The organism is Xanthomonas hawaiiensis (assembly GCF_031834635.1).
GTDB lineage: Bacteria > Pseudomonadota > Gammaproteobacteria > Xanthomonadales > Xanthomonadaceae > Xanthomonas_A > Xanthomonas_A sacchari.
On sequence record NZ_CP115873.1, the window covers coordinates 2,229,779 to 2,249,194 of the forward strand.

Here is a 19,416-nt window from a genome sequence, read left to right on the forward strand (position 1 = left end):
CGCCTCGGGCGAACGTGCCGCCTCGCGCGTGCGGCAAGCCTCGGCGAGCGTCGCCGGGGGCGGGATGTTGCTGAGACGCTCGCTTGCGCGCTCGGCCGCCACCCCGCTACGCAGCGCGCAGTGGAGTGGCGGCGCCGGCATCCATCATGCGACCTTGCGTGCGGAATGCCGCGTCAGTTGCAGCGAATGGCCCGGATAGTCCGTTTCGGACCACGCTTCTGCACGGCCGCCCAGGTGGTGGCTCAGGAAGTCCTCGCACAGCGCGTTGAACGACATGCGGTTGGCCTCCCGCACGAAGCCATGGCCCTCGTCCGTGTAGAGCGCGTAGGTCACCGCGATGCCGCTCTGCCGCAGCGCGGCCACCATCTGCTCGGATTCGGCCTGCTTCACGCGCGGGTCGTTGGCGCCCTGGGCGATGAGCAGCGGCGTGCGGATCTGCGCGGCGCGGTGCAGCGGCGAGCGCTCACGCAACTGCGCACGGCCTGCGTCGGTGCCCGGGTCGCCCAGCGCACGGTGCTGGCGCACGCGGTCCGCTTCCCAGTAGGCGGGAATGGAGGCCAGCAGCGTCTCCAGGTTGGAGGGCCCCACCACGTCGATGCCGCAGGCGTAGCGCGTCGGATCCCGCGTGAGCGCCGACAGCACGGCGTAGCCGCCATAGCTGGCGCCGAAGATGGCCAAGCGCTGCGGATCGGCGATCCCACGCTGCAGCGCCCAGGCCACGGCGTCGTCCAGGTCTTCGTCCATCTTGCGGCCCCATTCGCCGTCTGCCGCGTTGACGAAGCGCTTGCCGAATCCGGTCGAGCCGCGGAAGTTGACGCTCAGCACCGCGTAGCCGCGGTTGGCCAGCCACTGGTGCATGGGGTTGAAGCCGAAGGCGTCGCGCGACCACGGGCCGCCGTGCACCAACAGCACCAGCGGCAGCGGATTGGCGGCGCGCAGATCGCCCGCGTCGGCATCCACGGGCACGGTGAGGTAGGACACCAGCGGCAGCCCGTCGCGCGCGGGGATGACCACCGGCTGCATCCGTGCCAGCGGCGCCCAGGTCAGCCGGGGCCGCAGGTCCATCAGGTGCTGCAACGTGCGCGCCTGGCGGTCGTACAGCCACGTCGACGAGGGCCGCGTGTCCGACGACAGGGCGACGATCCAGCGCTGGTCGTCCTCGGTGCGTGCGGTCATGCGCCATTCGCCGTTGCCGGCGGCATCGTCGAGGGTTTCGATGTCGCGCAATAGAGCTTCGTCCAGCATGTGCAGCTTGAAGCGCTCGTAGGTGACGCCGTAGGCCAGGGGACGGTGGCTGGCGGCATCGGTGAGCATGCCGCCGATGTCGGCGCGCGGGTCCTCGGCCAGCACGCTGATGGCGCCGCTGTCCCAATCGATCGCGACCAGCGCGGCGGTGTCGCGGCCGCGGCTGTCGTAGGCATATAGCGTGCGGCCCTGCGCGTCGAAGTGGGAGGGGGCCGAACTGCGTGCGTCTTCGGCGGAGAACACCTGCCAGGGCTGCCAGTGTCCGGCCGCATCGCGGCGGAGCCACTCGCTGCCGCCATCGCGGGTGTTGCGCACGGCCAGCTTGCGCTCGTAGCGCGCATCCAGCACGAAGCCGGCGAAGCCCGGGTTCTCTTCCAGGCACTGCAGCTCACCGCTGCGCAGATTCAGTAAATGCACGTCGAAGAAGCGCGCGTCGCGCGCGTTGGAGACGATGGCGATCTCCTCGCGCCGCTGTCGGCTGACGCTCTGCACGCCCGTGCGCACGCCGGGCGTGGCGGGCGTCAGGGCGCGCAGGGATCCATCCGTGAGGTCTGCGCCGAAGAGTTGGAAGTTCTCGTCGCCGTCGCGATCCTGCGAGAACAGCAGCATGCCGGGGAGGTAGGTCCAGTGGAAGCCCTGGATGCCGCGTCGCGTGTCATGGGTGATCTGCCGCGCCTCCTGCGGGCTGCTGCTGGGCGCGGCCCAGATGTTCATGACGCCATCGCCGTCGGCCAGCCAGGCCAGCCACTGGCCGTCCGGGCTGATGCTCATGGCCGCCCGCGCCGGGTTGGCGAACAGGTGCTTGCGCGGGATGAGCGCGGCGGGCGCGGAGCCGTCGGCGGCATGCAGGATGTTCTGCAGCACCAGCGCTGCCTGGCGCCATTGTTTGGCGTACTGGTTCCTCTGGTACCTGTAGAAGGCCCTCAGCCGCTTGGCTTTCTCGGGATGCTTTTGCTCCAATAGAAGGAAGACATTGGTGTATTCGGTGTCGCCCGGCTCGCGGCTGGCCTTGTCTTCCTCATGCAGGGCTCCCAGCAACTGCTTCATGTCGTCGTCGTCCGCCTTGCTCCAGGAGTAGGCGGCCATGCCCGCCGCGATCCGTGCGCTCATCCAGCCGCGCAGCGTGTCGGACACGGCACTGCGGGACTGCATCGGGTCCCAGGCGGCGGCTTCGATGCACGATCCCACGGCCGCGGCGACCGACCCGGGCTCCTGGACATTGGTCTGCTCGACCGCAGCGCGGCGGGCTTTGCGCCAGCGGGCGCCGTCGACGTCCTGGCCCTCCAGGCGTGCAGCATGCAGCGCGGCAACGCCTTCCAGCGCCTCGGCCAGGCCTGCGGCCGCTTCCAGGCCGTGCAGACCGTGGGTCTTGCCCTTCAACAGCTCCAGCAGGGTACGGCTGCCCACCGTATCCATCGGCATGCCGGGCGGAATGCCCTGCAGCAGGTGGATGCCCCATGCCACGCCGAGGGTCGAATTGCCGGCGACCATGGAGTCGATTGCCAGGGCGAGCCACTTCGGCAGGCCGAAGTCCGCCTCCCAGCGGTCGAGGTCGTCGCTCTGCAGCAGGCTGCCGACGACGCTGCCGACCTCGCCGTTCCAGTAAAGAGGCCGGTGCTCCCAGCGGCCCGCGTGTTCCAGGCCGTACAGCTGGTCGATCACTTGCTGACGCAGCTGCGGGTCGCCGTGGTATGCGTGCATGCTCATGTCAGGCCTCCAGGCATTCGTCGATGACCTGGGCGATCCGCGTCTTGGAGACCAGGCCCACCAGGCGGGCCTTTTCCTTGCCGTCCATGAACAGGATCATGGTGGGCAGGCCGCGCACCTGGAACTGCTGCGCAGTGTCCTTGTTCTCGTCCGCGTTGATCTTGCAGATGCGGGCTTCGCCCGCGTATTCCTCGGCGATGTCGTCCACGATGGGCAGCAACTGCTTGCAGGGAGCGCACCATTCGGCCCAGAAGTCCACCAGGACCGGGCCGGAGGATTGGAGGACCTGTTCTGCGAAGGTCGCGTCGGTGAGTGAGATGAGCTTGGAGGGCATGGTTCGGCCTCTGTCAGTGGTCGGAAAGGGGGGGGGGGAGTAGGGGGATTCAGGCGGGTACCGGAGGGGGACTGAAGCCGTGGCCGTCGCCATCGTGCGTGTGGCCGTCCTCGCCTCCGCCTTGGCTGCGTTGCGGCGTCATGTCCAGCACGTGGTCGTGATAGGCGGCCAGCGATTCGCGGTGCGCCACGCTGATCAGGGTGCTGTCCGGCAGCGCGTGCACCAGCGCCTGGTAGAGCGCGCACTCGGTGTCGGGGTCCAGCGCGCTGGTCGCCTCGTCCAGGAACAGGTAGTCGGGCCGGTGCAGCAGCGCACGGCAGATCGCCAGCCGTTGCTGTTCGCCGCCGGAGAGCGTCTGCTGCCAGCGGTCGCTGTCGTGCAGCCGTCCGGCCAGCGTCGACAAGCGGACCTCATGCAACACGTCCTGCACGCGCCCGTCGTCGAAGTCCTCGGGTTGCCCGGGATAGCACAGCGCCGCCTTGAGCGTGCCCTGCGGGATGTAGCTGCGCTGGGGCAGGAACATCAGCCGGCCATCCCGGGGCTTGTCGATCTCGCCCTCGCCGTAGGGCCAGATGCCGGCCACGGCGCGCAGCAGCGTGCTCTTGCCGGCACCGGAGGCGCCGCGCAGCAGCCAGCGTTCGCCACGGCGCATCCGCAGCGCGGGAATGGTGGTTAGCGGCGCGCCATCGGGCCTGTGCAGGGCCAGGCCGTGCGTGGCGATGGCGGACTCGGGCGTCTGCGAGACGTGGATGCCCGCAGGCTGTGCGTGGACATCCTGCAAGGCGCCCAGCAGGTCGCGCAGTCGGTTGCCGAGTGCCCACCACTCGGTGAAGGTGACGTAGGCCTGGCTGAAGAAGGCCAGGCTGCTGCTGACGGCGCTGAAAGCGCCGCCCACGCGCGTCACGTCGCCCATCGTGATGGCGCCGGAGAGGTAGCGCGGCATCGCCGCCGCCGTCGGCAGGAGATGGGAGGAGAAGGTGTTGCTGTAGGTTTCGCGCGCCAGCATCAGTTTGGCGTTGCGCGCGATGATGTCCCGCCAGTTGGCGCGCACCTGTTCGAATGCGTCGTCCAGGCGCTTGTGCTCCTGCGCGCCGCCATCGTAGAAGGCGATCTGCTCGGCGTTCTCGCGCAACTGCATGCCGCGGTAGCGGAAGTTGGCCTCGACGGTCTGGCGGAGATTGAACAGATGGATCAGCGGCCGCCCGGTAAGGTGCGACACCAGCAGCATGCCGGCCGAGTATGCATACACCAGATAGACCATGTACCCCGGAATCGCAAAATCGATGCCCCACAGCGTGAAGTGCAGCGTGCCGGACAGGTTCCACAGGACGACGGTGAAGGAGATGGCCGACACCAGCACATGGATCGGATCCAGGAACAGCTGCAGCGTCAGTTCGATGAAGCGCGCCACGTCCTGCGAGATACGCTGGTCCGCGTTGTCCAGGCGCCCGTCGCGCTCGATGGCGTAGTACGCGCGCCGGCGGGTCCACGCGCGCAGCAGCCAGCGGGTCATGGCGGTACGCCATTCGTATTGCTGCAGTTGCGTGATCGCGAACAGGAGCACCATCGCCAGCAGCATGGTGAGCATACCGGCGATCCAGGACAGTCCCAGGCTGTGCCAGATGTCGTCCCATTGCCGCTTCACCAGCGCATCCACCACCTGGCCCTGGAGCTGGTTGCTCCAGACCGCCAGATAGATGCTGGTGAACATCAGCGTCAGCCTGATCGCGAGCAGGATCCAGCCGCGCCAGCTTTCCCGCGACGTCCAATAGGGCAGGATCAGCTCGCGCAAAGGGGGGCGGTGGTAGGGGGCGTTCATGGGCGTCGGAAACCTGGGATGGGCGCAAGCGCAAGCCTTGGGTTGCATGGCGCGCGGATGCCCCGCGCGCCATGCGGCCGGATCCTCAGAGCTTGCGCTCGTAGGTCAGCGTGTAGGTACGCTTGTCGTAGATGGGCACGTATATGTTGGTCGTGGAGTAGCCGTAGAGCGTGCGGTTGGCCAGGTTCTTCGCACCAAACCGCAGCGACCACTTTGGCCGGGTATAGGCGATGCCGGCATCGATGCGGGCGCCGCCTGGCGAGCGCGGGTCGGTTTCCCTGACTCCCAGAATGGACTCGCTCCAGGCGCTGATACCGAAGGCCAGGCTCAGGTCGCGCAGCCGTTCGGACTGGAAGTCGTAGGTGCTCCAGAGGCTCGCCTGGTTGCGCGGCTGCCCGCCCGGGCGCAGGGTCGGGTCGAACAGGCTTTCCAGCTTCACGTAGGAGTAGTTGAAGATGAGGTTGAGCCCGGGCATGAGTGTTCCCGACGCTTCCAGTTCCGCGCCGCGGGAGCGTTGGCCGTCGATCAGGTCGTTGCAGTTGCGCGGGCGGTTGCGCTGCAGCAGGTTGAGCTGATCGATCTGGAAGACGGAGGCCGTCCAGGAAAAGGTGTTGTCCGCGTTGCTGCTCTTGACGCCCAGTTCCTTGCTTTTCGACTGGGTGGGCGGGGTCGACGTCGAATCGGTGCCGCAGACCACCAGATCCGAAAACAGCGGCGAAAAGCCTTCGGCATAGCTGGCGTAAAGGGAGGTGTTCGAACTCAGGTTGTAGATCAGGCCGGCATTGACGGTGTTCTTGCTGAGCGACTGCTTGTTCGACACCAACACCGCACCAGGCGCGGGCGGCACCGGATACACGATGATCGTTCCCTTGCCGATGTCGATGCTCGAATGACGCAGGCCTGCCACCAGGGTCCACTTGTCCCATCTCACGGTGTCCTGCAGGTACAGGCCGCGCTGGCTTTGCGCTTGGGCGGCGCCGAAGGCGCGGTTGCCATCGTTGCGTTGGAGCACGGGGAACAGGGGCTGCGTGGGCGCGTCGAACCGATTGGTCACGCTAGGGCCAGAGTACTGGGTGTAATCATTGTCGAAGTGACTGTGGTTGACGCCCGCCACCAGGCGCTGCTCCAGCGGACCGGTGTTGAACGTGTAGCTCAGGTAATGGTCGCCGCTGGTGGTGGTCTGGTTCGTGCGGTTGACGGTACCGCCGTAGTTCAGCAACAGGGGGACCGTGCTGACCGGAAACTGCACCGTCCACAACGACAGATCCAGGGTGGTGCTGGTGCGCTGCATGCGGCTGGTGAACTGCAGCGCATCGGTGAAGGAATGCTGCAGGGTGTAGAACGCCGAGCGCGTATCGGTATCGACGCCATCGTCGCGGTTGCCGGGCCGTGTGGGGGGCGGAGGTTCGATGGAGCCGCGGATCGCCACGGTGTACCGGTCCGGCGGCACGTGGGACCGGTCGGCCGAGACGCCGGCGATGAAATCGGTGTCCGCGTTCTTCCAGCGGATTTCGCCCAATCCGTAGTCCTGCGTCCGTCCGTCATAGCCCCCGGCGCTGCCGCTGGCGCGCGTCGACGAAGCGATCACGCGGTAGCTGAGCTCCTTGCTGTCGTTGAGGGCGCCGGCCAGGTCGACGGTGCCGGTGCGTTCGGCGTGGCTGCCGTAGCTGAGCGTCACGTCGCGGATGGGGTCGGTCGTCGGCTTCTTGGTGACGATGTTCAGGGTGCCCCCCAGGGCGTTGGCGCCGGCGAGCAGTGCCTGCGGTCCTTTCAGCACCTCGACGCGTTCCACGCCGGCGATGTTGGTCTTGACGGAGTTGGGATCGCTCAAGCCATTGGACAGTGTGCTGCTGGCCGTGCCGAAGCCGCGGATGTTGAACGCGCTGGCGCCCTGCGCGCCGGGGCGCACGATCACGCCGGCCACGTTCCGCAGCGCGTCCTCCACTGTGGCCGTCTGCTGGGTCTCGAACACCTTGGCCGTCAGCACCGTGACCGACTGCGGCACGTCGCGCAGGTCGGCGTCGCCGCGTGTCGCGGTGGAGGAACGTGAGGCGCGGAAGCCGGTTTCGGCTTCGTCGCGCTTGGCGGTGACCACGACCGAATCCAGTTGCTGCACGAACACGCGGATCGAGCCGTCGGGGGCCGATGCCATGGTCAGGCCAGTGCCAGAGACCGCGGCCTGCACCGCCCCCTGCGCGGTCGTCTGGGAGGAGATGGCAGGGGCACGGATGTCCTGCACGTCCGACGCCTGGAATTGGATGCGCGTTCCGCCGATCCGCTCGATCGCCTGCAGGGTGGCCGACAGCGGGCCGGCCGGGATGGAAAAGTTCAGGATTTCCGGAGCGGCCTGCTTGGTTGGCGCCGCAGGGCTGTCCTGCGGCTGGGCATGTGCGGTGCCCGACAGCGCGAGCGTGAGGGCGGCGTAGAGCGCGGTCGAACGGAACAATGCCGGGCGGAGCGTCAGAGACTGGATGGGAAACACGGCGGAATCCTCTGCGATGGCGTGGTGTGCTGAATCGCGATCGACGGACGCGATTCATGGTCCATGGGTGCAACTCAGGTGTTCCATACACTTTTCATGCGATCTGCCTCGGGCGATCCCCTGCCGCGTGTTGCTTGCGGGAAATCGCTTCGGACCGAGCATGCCACGTCAAAAGTGTTTGGTACAGTTGAAATTCACGTCATGTCACACACTCGTAGGGGGCGGGCTGTAAAAGCCCGGCCGCCTGCGCCGCAATGCACCTCGCTGGGGCGTGGTAGAGGCTCGGAAGTGCAGGAAACGGGAGTGCTGCGCCCCAGGGTGGTGCGGTCTGCGCACTGCGGCGGCGCAACATGGCGGCGCGCAACTGTCCGCATCAATTTGTCGTATGCGCCAGCCGCTGCTGCCGACGGTCTATCATCCTGGGTTCTTCGCCTTCCATTGCCTCCCGCCCATGCCAGCCTCTCCTCCTCCCTCGAAGACCGGCGCCAAGCGCACGCGGAAGGCGGCCCCGCCGGCTATCCGCGCCAGCGGGCCTCTCATCGACCGGATCTTCGACGACGTCAGGACCCGGATCGAGCAGCAGTCGCTGGAGATCGGCGAGCGCCTGCCGTCGGTCAGGGCGATGGCTGCCAGCATGGCCATCAGCAACGAGACCGTGCTGCGTGCCTACGACAAGCTCGCGGCGGCGGGGTATCTGGAAGCGCGCCGCGGATCGGGTTTCTACGTGTCGCCGCGGGCGCTTCAGGCAGGAGCGGCGGCGCAGCCGGATCAATGGAGCGGGCCATCGACCGGCGTCAGGTGGGGCCACCTGCTGCATGCGGAAGGACCGCATGACGGATCGGCGCTTGGCACGCTGCCTGCGGACTGGGGCGGGAGCGACCTGCTGTCCGAGGCCCTGCGGGCCGTGGCGGCGCGGCCGCGCAGGAGTCTGTTCGATTATTCCGATGTCCGCGGCTGGCTGCCGTTGCGCGAGGCGCTGGCTGCCAGGTTGCGCACGGCCGGGATCGCTGCCGCCGCCGATCAGATCGTGACCACGGCCGGCGCCGCCGATGCCCTGGACCTGATCGTCTCGATGTACCTCCACCCGACCCAGTACGTGTTGGTGGAGGAGCCGGGGCCGTTCATCCATACGCAGCGGCTCCTGGCCAGCGGCCTCTGGCTCCTGCACGTGCCCCGCCTGGACGACGGCCCCGACCTGGAGCAGCTCGCGCAGTTGTGCGAGCAGTACCGGCCCAAGGCGTTGTTCTGCAGCTCGGTGCTGCAGAATCCGACCTGCACCAGCATGTCGCCGCGCAAGGCCCATCAGTTGCTCAAGCTCGCCGAGCAGCACGATTTGTGGGTCGTGGACGACGACTCCCATGGCGACCTGCTCCCACGTGGCCAGCAGGGATCGGTCACGCGCCTGGCGGCCCTCGACCACTTCGAGCGCGTCATCCACATCGGCAGCTTCTCGAAGACGCTGGCGCCGGGCCTGCGATCGGGGTTCCTGGTGGCCAGCGGCCAGCGTCTGGAGCACATGCTGTTGAAGCGATCGGTCTGCTCCATCCATTCCTCGCTGCTCACGGATCAGATCGTCCACCACGTGCTCACCGGGGGCGGCTACGAGCCGCACTGCGAGAAGTTGCGCAAGAAGCTGGCCGTCAGTGGCGAGGCGCTGCTGGCGAAGGTCCGTGCCCGCGGCTGGCAGGCCAGGGACACCGGGGCGGGCATGTACCTGTGGACGTCGTTCGGCGAGGACGTCGACGCCCGGGCGGTCGCGGAAATCCTGCGTGCGGACGGCGTGATGCTGGCCACCGAAAGCGCGTTCTCGAGCGATGGCGTCGACCGTCACGTCCGCCTCAACGTCGCACGCACCGACGATGGGTTGCTCGATCGGATCGCTGCCGCGGTCGCCAGCGTGGTCGGCTAGCCGCGACCGACGGAGGTGTGTTGGCCGAACCGGGCGTGCTGGCGGCTGGAGGTACGCCTGATTCAATCGGGCAATGCGTCGCTGCCTACAGACGTTCGGCAGCATCGCCGCATCGGGCTGGGCGCAGCTACGCTCGGAAGCCGCCGCACCATCGCAGCGGCATCACATTCGCCATCGTCAGGTGATTGGCGCAGGGCGCAGTGCGGATCGGGGATGGGGCGCGTGGTGACGTCGTTCTTGGACCTCACCGCGTGGCGCACGGCGAGTGAGCGCCCAGGCGGGTGCGTGGCAGTGGCCGCGTGCAGGCGCGGCCGGTGTTTTCCATCTGGGCAATCCAGGCGCCGGAACGACGAATCCGATGCCGAACCTCAATGGACGGGCGGCTGCGGGCGTGGCGGATCGTTTACAGGCGTGGACGGGGGCGCGCGGTGGCCGCTACCGTCGTCGTCGCGATCCACCGCCAGCCACCAGCCGGCCACCGCCAGAGCCAGGGCGATCACGATCATCCACGCCCAGGGCGAACCGCGGTCGGCACGCGCATGCGTTTTCCCGCGCGCAGACGACGGGCGGGCGGGGCGCTTCCACGCGTCCAGCGGCTGTGTCGACTTGTACGGGGTGGGCATGGCGGCAACTCCGGCGCCGTGGGACGGGGCCAGTGTCACCCAGGACCCGCCCCAAGGGTGTCACCCCCATGTGAACGCCGCCCGCGCGTCCGGTCGGCGGTTCAGTTACGGCCCCGGTTTGAAGTCGAACGGAATCTCGATGCTGGCCGGTACTGCATGGCCGTTCTGCTGCGCCGGGCGGAACTTCCAGCGGCGTACCGTTTCCATCGCCGCGCGGTCCAGGTCGCGCGAGCCGCTGCGGCGGAGCAGGGCCACGCCGGCAGGCGCACCGCTGGCGTCGACCTCGACCCGCACCACCACGGTACCGGCGTCGCCGCGGCGCAATGCCGCCGGCGGGTAGCGCGGCGGCGGGGTCTGTCCTTCCAGCGGCACCGGGCGGTCGCCCGGGGCCAGGGCGGTGGCCGTGCTGCCGGCGCTATCGCTGCCTGCGGCAGGAGCCGGCGCTTCCGTGGTCGGCGCCGGCGCCGGCGCGGTCTCCACCAGCTTCGGCGCGTCGCCGGCGGGCGCGGGCTTGGCCTGCGGCATGCTGCTGGCAGCGCTGCCGGCCGGCAGCGGCTCGGGCAGCGGCTTCACCTGTTCGGTGTCCTGCTGCACCTGCTGCGCCGGCTGCGGCTTGTAGAAATCGTTGTCCTTGCGTCCGACCAGCCATACCACCAGGAACAGCAGCAGGCCGGCGGCGAAGGCGATGCCGACGATCGCGAGCAGGCGCCGCGGCAGATGCAGCACGATGCCGGGCTTGGAAGACGAAGGCGACGTGGACATGGGACTCACCGTGAGGAACCGTTCGATTCTGGCATAGCCGCGGTGAATCGCGCGCGGCGCCCGGAACGGTTCGGCAAAACCGCGACGGACAGGCGATAATCCCGGGTTCGTTCCCCTGGCACCCCCGCGCCCATGCTCGATCCCGCTCTGCTTCGCCAACAGCCCGCCGACCTCGCCGAGCGCCTGCGCACCAGCCGCGGCTATGCGCTGGACGTGGCCGCCCTGGAGGCCCTTGAGGCCGACCGCAAGCGCATCCAGGTACGCACCCAGGAACTGCAGAGCCTGCGCAACAGTCGTTCCAAGGCGATCGGCCAGGCCAAGGCCAAGGGCGAGGATGCGAGTGCGCTGATGGCCGAAGTGGCCGGTTTCGGCGACGAGTTGAAGGCCTCCGAACAGCGCCTGGACGAGATCCGCGCGCAACTGGAGACGCTGGCGCTGGAGATTCCCAACCTGCCGCAGGCCGATGTGCCCTTGGGCAAGGACGAGGCCGACAACGTCGAACTGCAGCGCTGGGGCACCCCGCGCAGCTTCGAGTTCGAGGTCAAGGACCACGTCGAACTCGGCGCGCGCCACGGCTGGCTGGACGGCGAGTCGGCGGCCAAGCTGTCCGGCGCGCGCTTCACTGTGCTGCGCGGGCCGATCGCGCGCCTGCACCGCGCCCTGGCGCAGTTCATGCTGGACCTGCACACCGGTCCGCATGCCTACCAGGAAACCAACGTGCCGGTGATCGTCAACGCCGACAGCCTGTACGGCACCGGCCAGTTGCCGAAGTTCGAGGAAGACATGTTCGCCACCGCGCTGGGCGAACAGAAGCGCTACCTGATCTCCACCTCGGAGATCTCGCTGACCAACCTGGTGCGCGACGAGATCGTCGAGGCCGAGCGCCTGCCGCTGCGCAAGACCGCGCACTCGCTGTGCTTCCGCTCCGAGGCCGGCAGCGGCGGCCGCGACACCCGCGGCATGATCCGCCAGCACCAGTTCGAGAAGGTGGAACTGGTCAGCGTGTGCCGCCCGGAGGACAGCGCCGCCGAACACGAGCGCATGACCCGCTGTGCCGAAGTGGTGCTGGAAACGCTCGGCCTGCCGTACCGCAAGATGCTGCTGTGCACCGGCGACATGGGCTTCTCGGCCAGCAAGACCTACGACCTGGAAGTCTGGCTGCCGTCGCAGCAGACCTATCGCGAAATCTCCTCCTGCTCCAACTGCGGCGACTTCCAGGCGCGGCGCATGCAGGCGCGCTGGCGCAACCCGGCCACCGGCAAGCCCGAGTTGCTGCACACGCTCAACGGCTCCGGCACCGCCGTTGGCCGCGCCATGATCGCGGTGATGGAGAACTATCAGAACGCCGACGGCTCGATCACCGTGCCCGACGCGCTGCGCCCGTACATGGGCGGGGCCGAGCGGATCGGCTGATCGCCGCTCAGCCCCGGGTATCCGTCTCGGGCGAGCTTGGCGTCGCCGTTAACTGCGGCGACGCCCCCTGTCTGTTACCGCGCTCAGGGGGATTGGCGTGATGCGGGCAATGCCCCGCCTTGCGCCAATTGGGTCTTCGACCCAGATGGAGCAAGTTCGCATGCATTGCCCCTGCAGCACTCGCAGCAGGCGGCGCGCCGCGCGCGCCGAACTCCCGTACCCGTCACTTCGCGCTAGCCCGGCCGGGGTTATCTTGCGCCGTCTACGTCTACCTCAGTGCCTGAGTTCGCCAGCGCGACCGGCGTCCCTGCAGCGCAAATCGTTGTAGGAGTAGAATGAACAGGGTCCGATTGTCCCCATCGTTCTAAATATCGAAAGAACATGCACGACCTCAACGATCTGTACTACTTCGCCATGGTGGTCGACCACGGCGGGTTCGCCGCCGCCGAGCGCGCCCTGGGCATCCCCAAGTCGCGGCTGAGCCGCCGCATCAGCCAGTTGGAGACCGACCTAGGCGTGCGCCTGCTGCAGCGCTCCACGCGCCGCTTCGCCGTCACCGACCTGGGCATGAGCGTGCACCGCCACGCCCAGACCATGCTGGCCGAGGCGCAGGCCGCGCGCGAAGTGGTGGACCGGCTCAGCGCCGAACCGCGCGGACTGGTGAGGGTGAGCGTGCCGGTGTCGCTGGCGCAGATGCAGCTGCCCAAGCTGCTGCCGATGTTCCTGGACCAGTATCCCAAGGTGCGGCTGCAACTGAACATCAGCAACCGCCGCGTCGACATCATCAACGAAGGCTACGACGTGGCCCTGCGCGTGCGCTCGCGCCTGGACGACGACGGCAGCCTGGTGATGCGCAGCTTCGGCCAGGTGCAGGAACTGCTGGTCGCCAGCCCCAAGTACCTGGACCGCGCCGGCCGTCCCAAGGACCCCGAAGAACTGACCTCGCACGTCACCCTCAGCATCAGCGAGGACGAGGCGCGGCAGCGCTGGGAACTGCACGGCCCGGCGGGCGAAGTGCGCCGCGTCGATCTGCAGCCGCGCGTGGCCGGCTTCGACTTCCCGCTGCTGCAGTCGATGGTCAAGGACGGCTTCGGCATCACACTGCTGCCCGAGACCGTCTGCGCCGAAGCCGTGCGCAATGGCGAACTGGAAGTGGTGCTGCCGGAATGGTCGCTGCCGCAGGGCATCTGCCACGCCGTGTTCGCCTCGCGCCGCGGCCTGCTGCCGGCGGTGCGCGTGTTCATCGACTTCCTCGCCGAACACCTGCCGCGCCAGATCGAAGCCTCGCGCCTGGACTGCGGCGGCAACTGCCCCGAACGCACCAAGGCCCGGCACTCGACCCTGGGCGCGATGGCGGTCGAGGCGGGTTGAGCGACGCCGGCCGAGCACGTCGGTCGAGCAAAACCGCCGCGGGCGTGCGAAAATGCGCGCCCGTGCTGGTGGTTCTGGGTTACCGCCGCATTCGCAAACGGAGAGATGGCCGAGCGGTTTAAGGCACCGGTCTTGAAAACCGGCGAAGGGTCAAACCTTCCGTGGGTTCGAATCCCACTCTCTCCGCCAATCTCTTCGACGTCATCGATTTTGAATATAAATCGCTGACCTGGTTTGACTGCAAGGCAGGATGCATGCAGAGGACACACTCGCGTGCGTATCCCACATCATGTGATGCCGGTCGTCCACCGGTCGATGGTCTCTGGTCCGGCGTGTGCCTGTCATTTGCAAACCGCGATGGTGCAGAGCCTGGGGCGGACGCCTGCGGTGACGTAGCGGGCGGGACCTTCGCGCTTGCACGTTCTACAGACATCACACCGTCAAGGCTTGGCCGGTACCGATTGCGCGCGATACTGGCTGGGCGACACATCGAAGTTGCGCTTGAATGCAACCGCGAACGCGCTTTCAGACGAGTAACCGACAGACATGCCGATCGCACCGACCGACAGCGTCGACGTCAGCAGACGATGAGATGCCAGGGTCATGCGCCACCGGGTCAGATAATCCATCGGCGTCTCGCCGGTGACCCGCTCGAAATGTCCGGCGAAGCTGGAGCGCGACATCCGCGCGGCAGAAGCCAATTCTGCGACCGTCCAGCGATGGCTGACGTTCGCGTGCATGGCCGTCAGGGCACGATGGAGCGAGGGCACGCCTAGCGCGGCCAACCACCCCATCTGCTGCTGGCCTGACTCCAGATGTGCGCGTAAGGCCTCGATCAAGAGGGCCTGCGCAAGGTGTCCCGCGAGCAGATCGCTGCCCGGCCGAGGTTCGCGCAGTTCGGCGATGAGGCGCCGTACGCTGGCTTGAAGCGCTGCCTTGTGGTCTTCGGACCGAATGTGGACCACCGCTGGGACGGCTGAAAGGATGGCCGCAGCATGTTGGCCACGCAACGAAAAGAAACCCCCGATGCCTCGACATACCCCGCCGCCGTCGAGTTCAGCGACGTGGCCGGGCGGGACCTGTGTCAGGAATGGGATGGCGTCTTGCCACGTCACAGGGGCGCCTGCATACAGCTGCATCGCGGCTCCTCCCTTTACAAGAATCACATCACCCGGTTGCAGGGCAATCGAAGCGCCGGCGTCCTGCAGCACGATCCTGCATTCCCCCGAATCGATGGCAAAGCATCGGATGCCGTCGGCTGGGGGGAAACGCAGTCCCCAGTCGCTGCCTGCGTCCAATCCGCGAAATCCATACGAGTCGAGCTGAACGAGGGTGAGGATGTCGGAAAGCGGGTCGGTCATGTCTGGACGATAGCGACAGAGGTTTCGACGATCGAACATGGGCTCGGCTGCCCGGCAACGATAGTGTTGCACTTGAAGGACGTGGCGGACACACCGCGGCCTGAAGTCCGGCCCATGGCCGCATTTGTCTCTTCGGGAAGCAGCATGATGAATTCGGCGCATCGGTCGCTGGCACCTGCGACAGTGAAATCCAGAGGTTCGAAATACGCATGGGGAGTGCTCGCTATGTTGAGCGGCGCGGTGGCTCTGGTGTCCTATCGCTATCTGTTCGACCGAGGCCCCGTGCCACCTGGCGTCGCAGCCAACCGGCACGTGCATCCCTGGTTGATCGTGCACGCGACCAGCGCCGCGACGGCGCTGCTCTGTGGGCCCTTGCAGTTCGTTCGCCGGCTTCGTCTGCGTCACCCGAGGTGGCATCGCGCGACCGGACGCGTTTATGTCGCGGGCTGCATGGTCGGAGGCGTCTCCGCCCTGTTTCTTGCCGCCGGCATCTCCACCGGGCCTGTCGCTGGCGCGGGGTTTGGTGCGCTTGGAATCGCTTGGATGGCGACAACGGCCATCGCGTTACGCAAGGTGCTGACAGGTCGGCTGGCTGAGCATCGGCGCTGGATGATCCGCTCTTTCGCCTTGACCCTGTCTGCGGTGACGCTGCGTCTTTACCTGCCTGTCTCGACGTTCATCTTGGGCATCGAATTTGCCGTGGCCTATCGGGCAATTGCCTGGTTATGCTGGCTACCGAATCTTCTGGCGGCCGAGTGGCTGATGAAAGCGCACCCGTCTGCCCCCGGGCAAGATAGCCCCGATTTCAAGCGCTCAGACTAGGCATCCGTGTCGCGGGATCCGTCAATTGGCGTCGTGCAAGCCAATCGTATGTTCGCGCTCATGACGATGACTGCTCCGCGATTGGTACTCAATCGACGGTAACCGGGGTTTGGCGCGTGGGGTGAGACGGGCCGACTCTTCCTGGTTCCCTTTCATGGGCGGTGAAGCCTGCTTCCGTGTCTGGAAGCCACGACAAACCGTAGGCAGACATCCCAGCACTCAATGCGAAATCGAAGGCGCGAAGCGTCTTGCAGGGAGATGGTGTTGCGCGATAAGCGCCTTGTCTCTCGCTTGAGCATTTGCAAGTCGGTCTGGAAGTAGGATCTACAGTTCGGACGGGGGGGCTTTTTCTCTTCACTCAGTTGCGGGTTGCACCTCTTCGCACCCCGGTGCTACCGTCCGGCCGAGCTTCCAGAAGGGTCATCCGGTTTGGCGAGCAAAGCGTCTCTAGGACAGTGGCGGACACGGATGCTGGCCGGGATCGGTGGCATTGCCGCGATCGTGGTGGGGTGGGGCATCGGCTTGTTCGAGGCCAAGGAGGTGCCGGTGCCGCCCGCACTGCAGGCCGGGAAGGACGTTGCCGCAGGCGAATGGTCGCTGCGCTTCGACCACGTGGAGATCAGCGACCGCCTGCCGAATGGCGAGTTGGTGTCGCGCGACGGGCGCAAGGCGATCGTGCTGTATCTGCAGGCGACCAATCGCACCACGCAGACCAGCGGCTCGCTGGTGCAGGCAGTGGCGTTGAAGGCACCTCCGCGCGGGGCCGATGCGCGGCCGACTGCTTATCTGTTGCGCGATCGTGCGGCGACCACCGAGTTGCAGCCCGGCTTGTCGGAAGAGGTCGCCCTGGTCTGGACCTATCCGGCGACGGAGCGGATGGCTGCGCGCGTGCGCTTCGACGTCACCGCCAGGACCTTCAAGGCCTTCGACAATCTCTACGCGCAGCCGCTGTGGACCGATCCGCATCCGGTCGGCGTCGTGGAAATGCCGCTTGGCGCAGCGCGTCGCGCCGTGCCGGCGGGTGCGCCGTGAAGTGGCTTTCCGCCATCGCGATCCTGCTGCTCGGCTTCGTGTTGCTTGCCGGCATGCGCTGGACGATGCCGCGCTACGAGCGCATCACCGGCCCGATTCCGGTATCCGGAGCACCTGACAGTTGGGTGCAGACCGACAACCTGGCCGTGAACGCCGGTACGCCGCAGCTCGCGCACACGATCCGCTTCAAGGCGGCTGGCGCCCTGCAACAGCGCGACAGCGGCGGCGTGTGGCTGGTGGTGCCGGTGCGGTCGAAGGTCGCGCGCGCGACCGCGCGCGTTTATGGCCGCGTCTGGGCAACGCCCGACGGCCGTCGTTATCGCGCCAGCGGCCGCGCGGAGATGGGCGAGGCGGTGTTGTCGTCGATCAAGACATTGCAGCCCGGGTTGGAGCGCAAGGACGTGCTGGTGTTCGAACTGCCGACCGCGCTCGCCAGGGCCGGCGGCACGCTGGTGCTGTCGGAAGACCGCGACCCGCAGCTGACGGCCGAGGCGCAGGTGCGCTATCCGCCGCTGCCGCCCGCAGCGGCGGTCACCGATCTGCTCGATCTGGATGCGCTGCATGCACGCCTCTGACCGCGACGTGGCCCCGGCCGTTTCCGAGCGGCGCATGCGCTGGCTCGCACTGGCGGCGCTGGTCGTGCTGGTGCCGTGCACGATGGCCGCGACCGGCTGGCGCGACGTGCGCGAACTGCTGCATGCGCGCGAATGGCGACCGGTCGAGGTGGCGATGGCGCAGACCACGGAGTACGACGGTGCGGCCGTCCAACTGCTGTCGGTCGACGTGCTGCCGTTCGAGCCAGGTTTGCCCGCCGATCGCACCTTCGTGCGCACGCGCCTGTCGCTCGTGCCTGGCGCCGCCGGTGCGCAATGGAGCGATTGCACACTCAAGCTGGTCGATGGCACTGGCCGGTCGTGGGCTGCGATCGACACCGTGCCGGACCTGTTGCAGCGCGCCCTGGCCAAGCCGGGCGAACCACCCGGCGTGGCCTGCGATGGGCTGGCCGTGTCCGCGGCCAGGCCGGGCATGCCGTTGGCGATCGACGGCTACTACCTGGTGCCGCGTGCGGTGGCCGCGCAACTGCAACTCACCGTGAGCACGCGCGGCGGCCGCCCGCGTTACCTGCGTTTCGCCAGAGGAGCAACGCCATGACCGAGATGGCGCTGCGCGGTGGGCCGCTGGGGCTGATCGGCGACACGCTGCGGCTGTGGTTCCGCTACCTGCCGCAATTGCTTGCGGTGGCGCTGGCCGGCGTGTTGCTCAACGAACTGCTGCTGCAGGCCGCGGTGTGGATCGGCTATCAGAACCGGCTTGCCGGCTTGCTGTCGCTGACGCTGGTGGTGCTGGTCAAGCTGGTGATCTTCGTCCTGCTGTTCGAAACGCTGCGCCCGGCCTTGCCGGGGATCGCCAGCGCGGCGCTGGCCGAACAGGCCGACGCGTCGGCAGCAGACCAGGCGAGTAGGGCGCGCTTGCGTCGCCTGTCTGCGATCGTGTCGCAGGCGCTGGTGCCGTTCTTCGCCTACTACGCCGCCTGGGGTTTCCTCGGCGAGACCATCCGCGCCTACGGGCGCGAAGGGCTGGGGCAGTTCAATCCGTTCGATCCGACCTACCGCGGGTCATTGTTCGAGGTGTCCGGCGGCTGGTGGCTGGCGGCATCGGTGGCGTTGCTGTGGCTGATCCGGCGCGCGGCGAAAAGACAGAAGCAGCGCAGCGCGCATCCGGCGTGGAACGTGCTGATCGTGCTGTGCGAAGCCGGCTGGACCTTCGTCGGCATGTACGTGCTCACCGAATGGAAGGGCGGGGTGTTCCGCTGGCTGGCGCATCTGCGCATCGTCGATCTCGGCCAGCAACTGTGGCAGGGCATCAGCCATCCGATCGGCGTCGCCCACGCCGCATTGCCTGGCGCGGTGGAGCAGACGCCGCCAGGCGTGGCGGACACGCTGGTGGCGATCTTCTTCTCGGCCTTGTTGCCGGTGGTCTGGCTGGCCTTGGCCGCGCTGATCTACCGCTACGACGTGCACAACGCCGAATTGAACGCGCCCGGTAAGTGGTCGAGCAAGGTCGACGGCACGCTAGGGCTGTGGCGGAAACTGCCGACGTGGTTGCGCGACTTCATCGGCCATTTCTGGGCCGGCACCGTCTCGCGCTATCGCGCCGCGGCCAACAGCGTGCAGTTGGCCGGCGCGACCGGCCTGGCGGCGCTGGTGACGCTGGTCGTGCTGTATCGCGCCCTGGACTGGGCCTCGGCCTGGGCCTGGATGGGCCTGACCCGGCTGATCGGCCCGCACCCGCAGGTGGTGTGGCAGGCGATCGCCAATCAGCTGTCGGTGGTGCTGGGTACGCCCAGCGACCCGGGCGACGGGATCCTGCCGCAGACGCTGAAGATCTGCCTGCTCGCGGCGACGCTGGAGCGCGCGTTCCGTGCCGGGCGGAGTTGGCGCGCGTTGAAGTAGTCCGGCGATGTTGCGCCGTCTTCGCGGCGCCACCGGTCGTGGGATGCGAAGGCGCAAAGAAAAACGCCGCGATGACTGAGCAT

The 19,416-nt window shown here is 67.6% G+C and carries 15 protein-coding genes and 1 tRNA gene; 9 read left to right on the forward strand and 7 right to left on the reverse strand.

Annotation, left to right across the window (positions count from 1 at the left end; translation table 11 throughout):
• Positions 1-144: 144 nt before the first annotated feature.
• The 4 genes from PG878_RS09700 to PG878_RS09715 all read right to left on the reverse strand — a co-directional run bounded on the left by PG878_RS09700 (position 145) and on the right by PG878_RS09715 (position 7,587).
• Positions 145-2,952, reverse strand: a complete 2,808-nt coding sequence (locus tag PG878_RS09700; RefSeq protein ID WP_209031351.1) for a S9 family peptidase — start codon at positions 2,950-2,952, stop codon at positions 145-147.
• A gap of 1 nt (position 2,953) precedes the next feature.
• Positions 2,954-3,286, reverse strand: coding sequence for a thioredoxin (gene trxA, locus PG878_RS09705; protein ID WP_160970992.1), 333 nt, complete (start codon positions 3,284-3,286; stop codon positions 2,954-2,956).
• A gap of 49 nt (positions 3,287-3,335) precedes the next feature.
• Positions 3,336-5,105 carry an ABC transporter ATP-binding protein/permease gene (locus PG878_RS09710; RefSeq protein WP_209031352.1) on the reverse strand — a complete coding sequence of 590 codons (1,770 nt, stop codon included), beginning with the start codon at positions 5,103-5,105 and terminating at the stop codon, positions 3,336-3,338.
• Positions 5,106-5,190: 85 nt separating this feature from the next.
• On the reverse strand, positions 5,191-7,587 hold the full coding sequence (locus PG878_RS09715) for a TonB-dependent siderophore receptor (protein ID WP_209031353.1): 2,397 nt from the start codon (positions 7,585-7,587) through the stop codon (positions 5,191-5,193).
• Between the two features lie 385 nt (positions 7,588-7,972).
• Here PG878_RS09715 and PG878_RS09720 point away from each other — a divergent pair, with 385 nt between their 5' ends.
• A complete protein-coding gene (locus PG878_RS09720; protein WP_209031354.1) occupies positions 7,973-9,496 on the forward strand; it encodes an aminotransferase-like domain-containing protein in 1,524 nt (507 codons plus the stop codon).
• 368 nt (positions 9,497-9,864) lie between these two features.
• Here PG878_RS09720 and PG878_RS09725 read toward each other — a convergent pair whose 3' ends face one another.
• Both PG878_RS09725 and PG878_RS09730 read right to left on the reverse strand, forming a co-directional pair.
• A complete protein-coding gene (locus PG878_RS09725; RefSeq protein ID WP_209031474.1) occupies positions 9,865-10,119 on the reverse strand; it encodes a hypothetical protein in 255 nt (84 codons plus the stop codon).
• 105 nt (positions 10,120-10,224) lie between these two features.
• Entirely contained in the window at positions 10,225-10,881 is a 657-nt protein-coding gene (locus tag PG878_RS09730; RefSeq protein WP_209031355.1) for an energy transducer TonB, read from the reverse strand.
• 132 nt (positions 10,882-11,013) lie between these two features.
• On the opposite strand from PG878_RS09730, the gene serS reads away from it, so the two are divergent.
• From serS to PG878_RS09745, 3 genes are all read left to right on the forward strand, one after another.
• Positions 11,014-12,294, forward strand: a complete 1,281-nt coding sequence (gene serS, locus PG878_RS09735) for a serine--tRNA ligase (RefSeq protein WP_209031356.1) — start codon at positions 11,014-11,016, stop codon at positions 12,292-12,294.
• Between the two features lie 381 nt (positions 12,295-12,675).
• On the forward strand, positions 12,676-13,665 hold the full coding sequence (locus PG878_RS09740) for a LysR family transcriptional regulator (RefSeq protein ID WP_209031357.1): 990 nt from the start codon (positions 12,676-12,678) through the stop codon (positions 13,663-13,665).
• 99 nt (positions 13,666-13,764) lie between these two features.
• Positions 13,765-13,854: transfer RNA gene (locus tag PG878_RS09745), tRNA-Ser, on the forward strand.
• Positions 13,855-14,105: 251 nt separating this feature from the next.
• Here PG878_RS09745 and PG878_RS09750 read toward each other — a convergent pair.
• Positions 14,106-15,026, reverse strand: coding sequence for an AraC family transcriptional regulator (locus tag PG878_RS09750; RefSeq protein WP_209031358.1), 921 nt, complete (start codon positions 15,024-15,026; stop codon positions 14,106-14,108).
• A 114-nt stretch (positions 15,027-15,140) separates the two neighbouring features.
• Here PG878_RS09750 and PG878_RS09755 point away from each other — a divergent pair, with 114 nt between their 5' ends.
• The 5 genes from PG878_RS09755 to PG878_RS09775 all read left to right on the forward strand — a co-directional run bounded on the left by PG878_RS09755 (position 15,141) and on the right by PG878_RS09775 (position 19,333).
• The gene (locus PG878_RS09755; protein WP_209031359.1) at positions 15,141-15,848 is read left to right on the forward strand and encodes a DUF2306 domain-containing protein; all 708 of its coding nucleotides are present in this window, start codon (positions 15,141-15,143) and stop codon (positions 15,846-15,848) included.
• A gap of 369 nt (positions 15,849-16,217) precedes the next feature.
• A complete protein-coding gene (locus tag PG878_RS09760; RefSeq protein ID WP_244672613.1) occupies positions 16,218-16,880 on the forward strand; it encodes a rhodanese-like domain-containing protein in 663 nt (220 codons plus the stop codon).
• A gap of 65 nt (positions 16,881-16,945) precedes the next feature.
• Positions 16,946-17,455, forward strand: a complete 510-nt coding sequence (locus PG878_RS09765) for a hypothetical protein (RefSeq protein ID WP_244672633.1) — start codon at positions 16,946-16,948, stop codon at positions 17,453-17,455.
• The gene (locus PG878_RS09770; RefSeq protein WP_244663690.1) at positions 17,442-18,032 is read left to right on the forward strand and encodes a hypothetical protein; all 591 of its coding nucleotides are present in this window, start codon (positions 17,442-17,444) and stop codon (positions 18,030-18,032) included. Before PG878_RS09765 ends, PG878_RS09770 begins: the two co-directional genes overlap by 14 nt.
• Positions 18,029-19,333 carry a hypothetical protein gene (locus PG878_RS09775; protein ID WP_209031361.1) on the forward strand — a complete coding sequence of 435 codons (1,305 nt, stop codon included), beginning with the start codon at positions 18,029-18,031 and terminating at the stop codon, positions 19,331-19,333. The genes PG878_RS09770 and PG878_RS09775 overlap by 4 nt, the downstream gene beginning before the upstream one ends.
• The last annotated feature ends 83 nt before the right edge of the window (positions 19,334-19,416 follow it).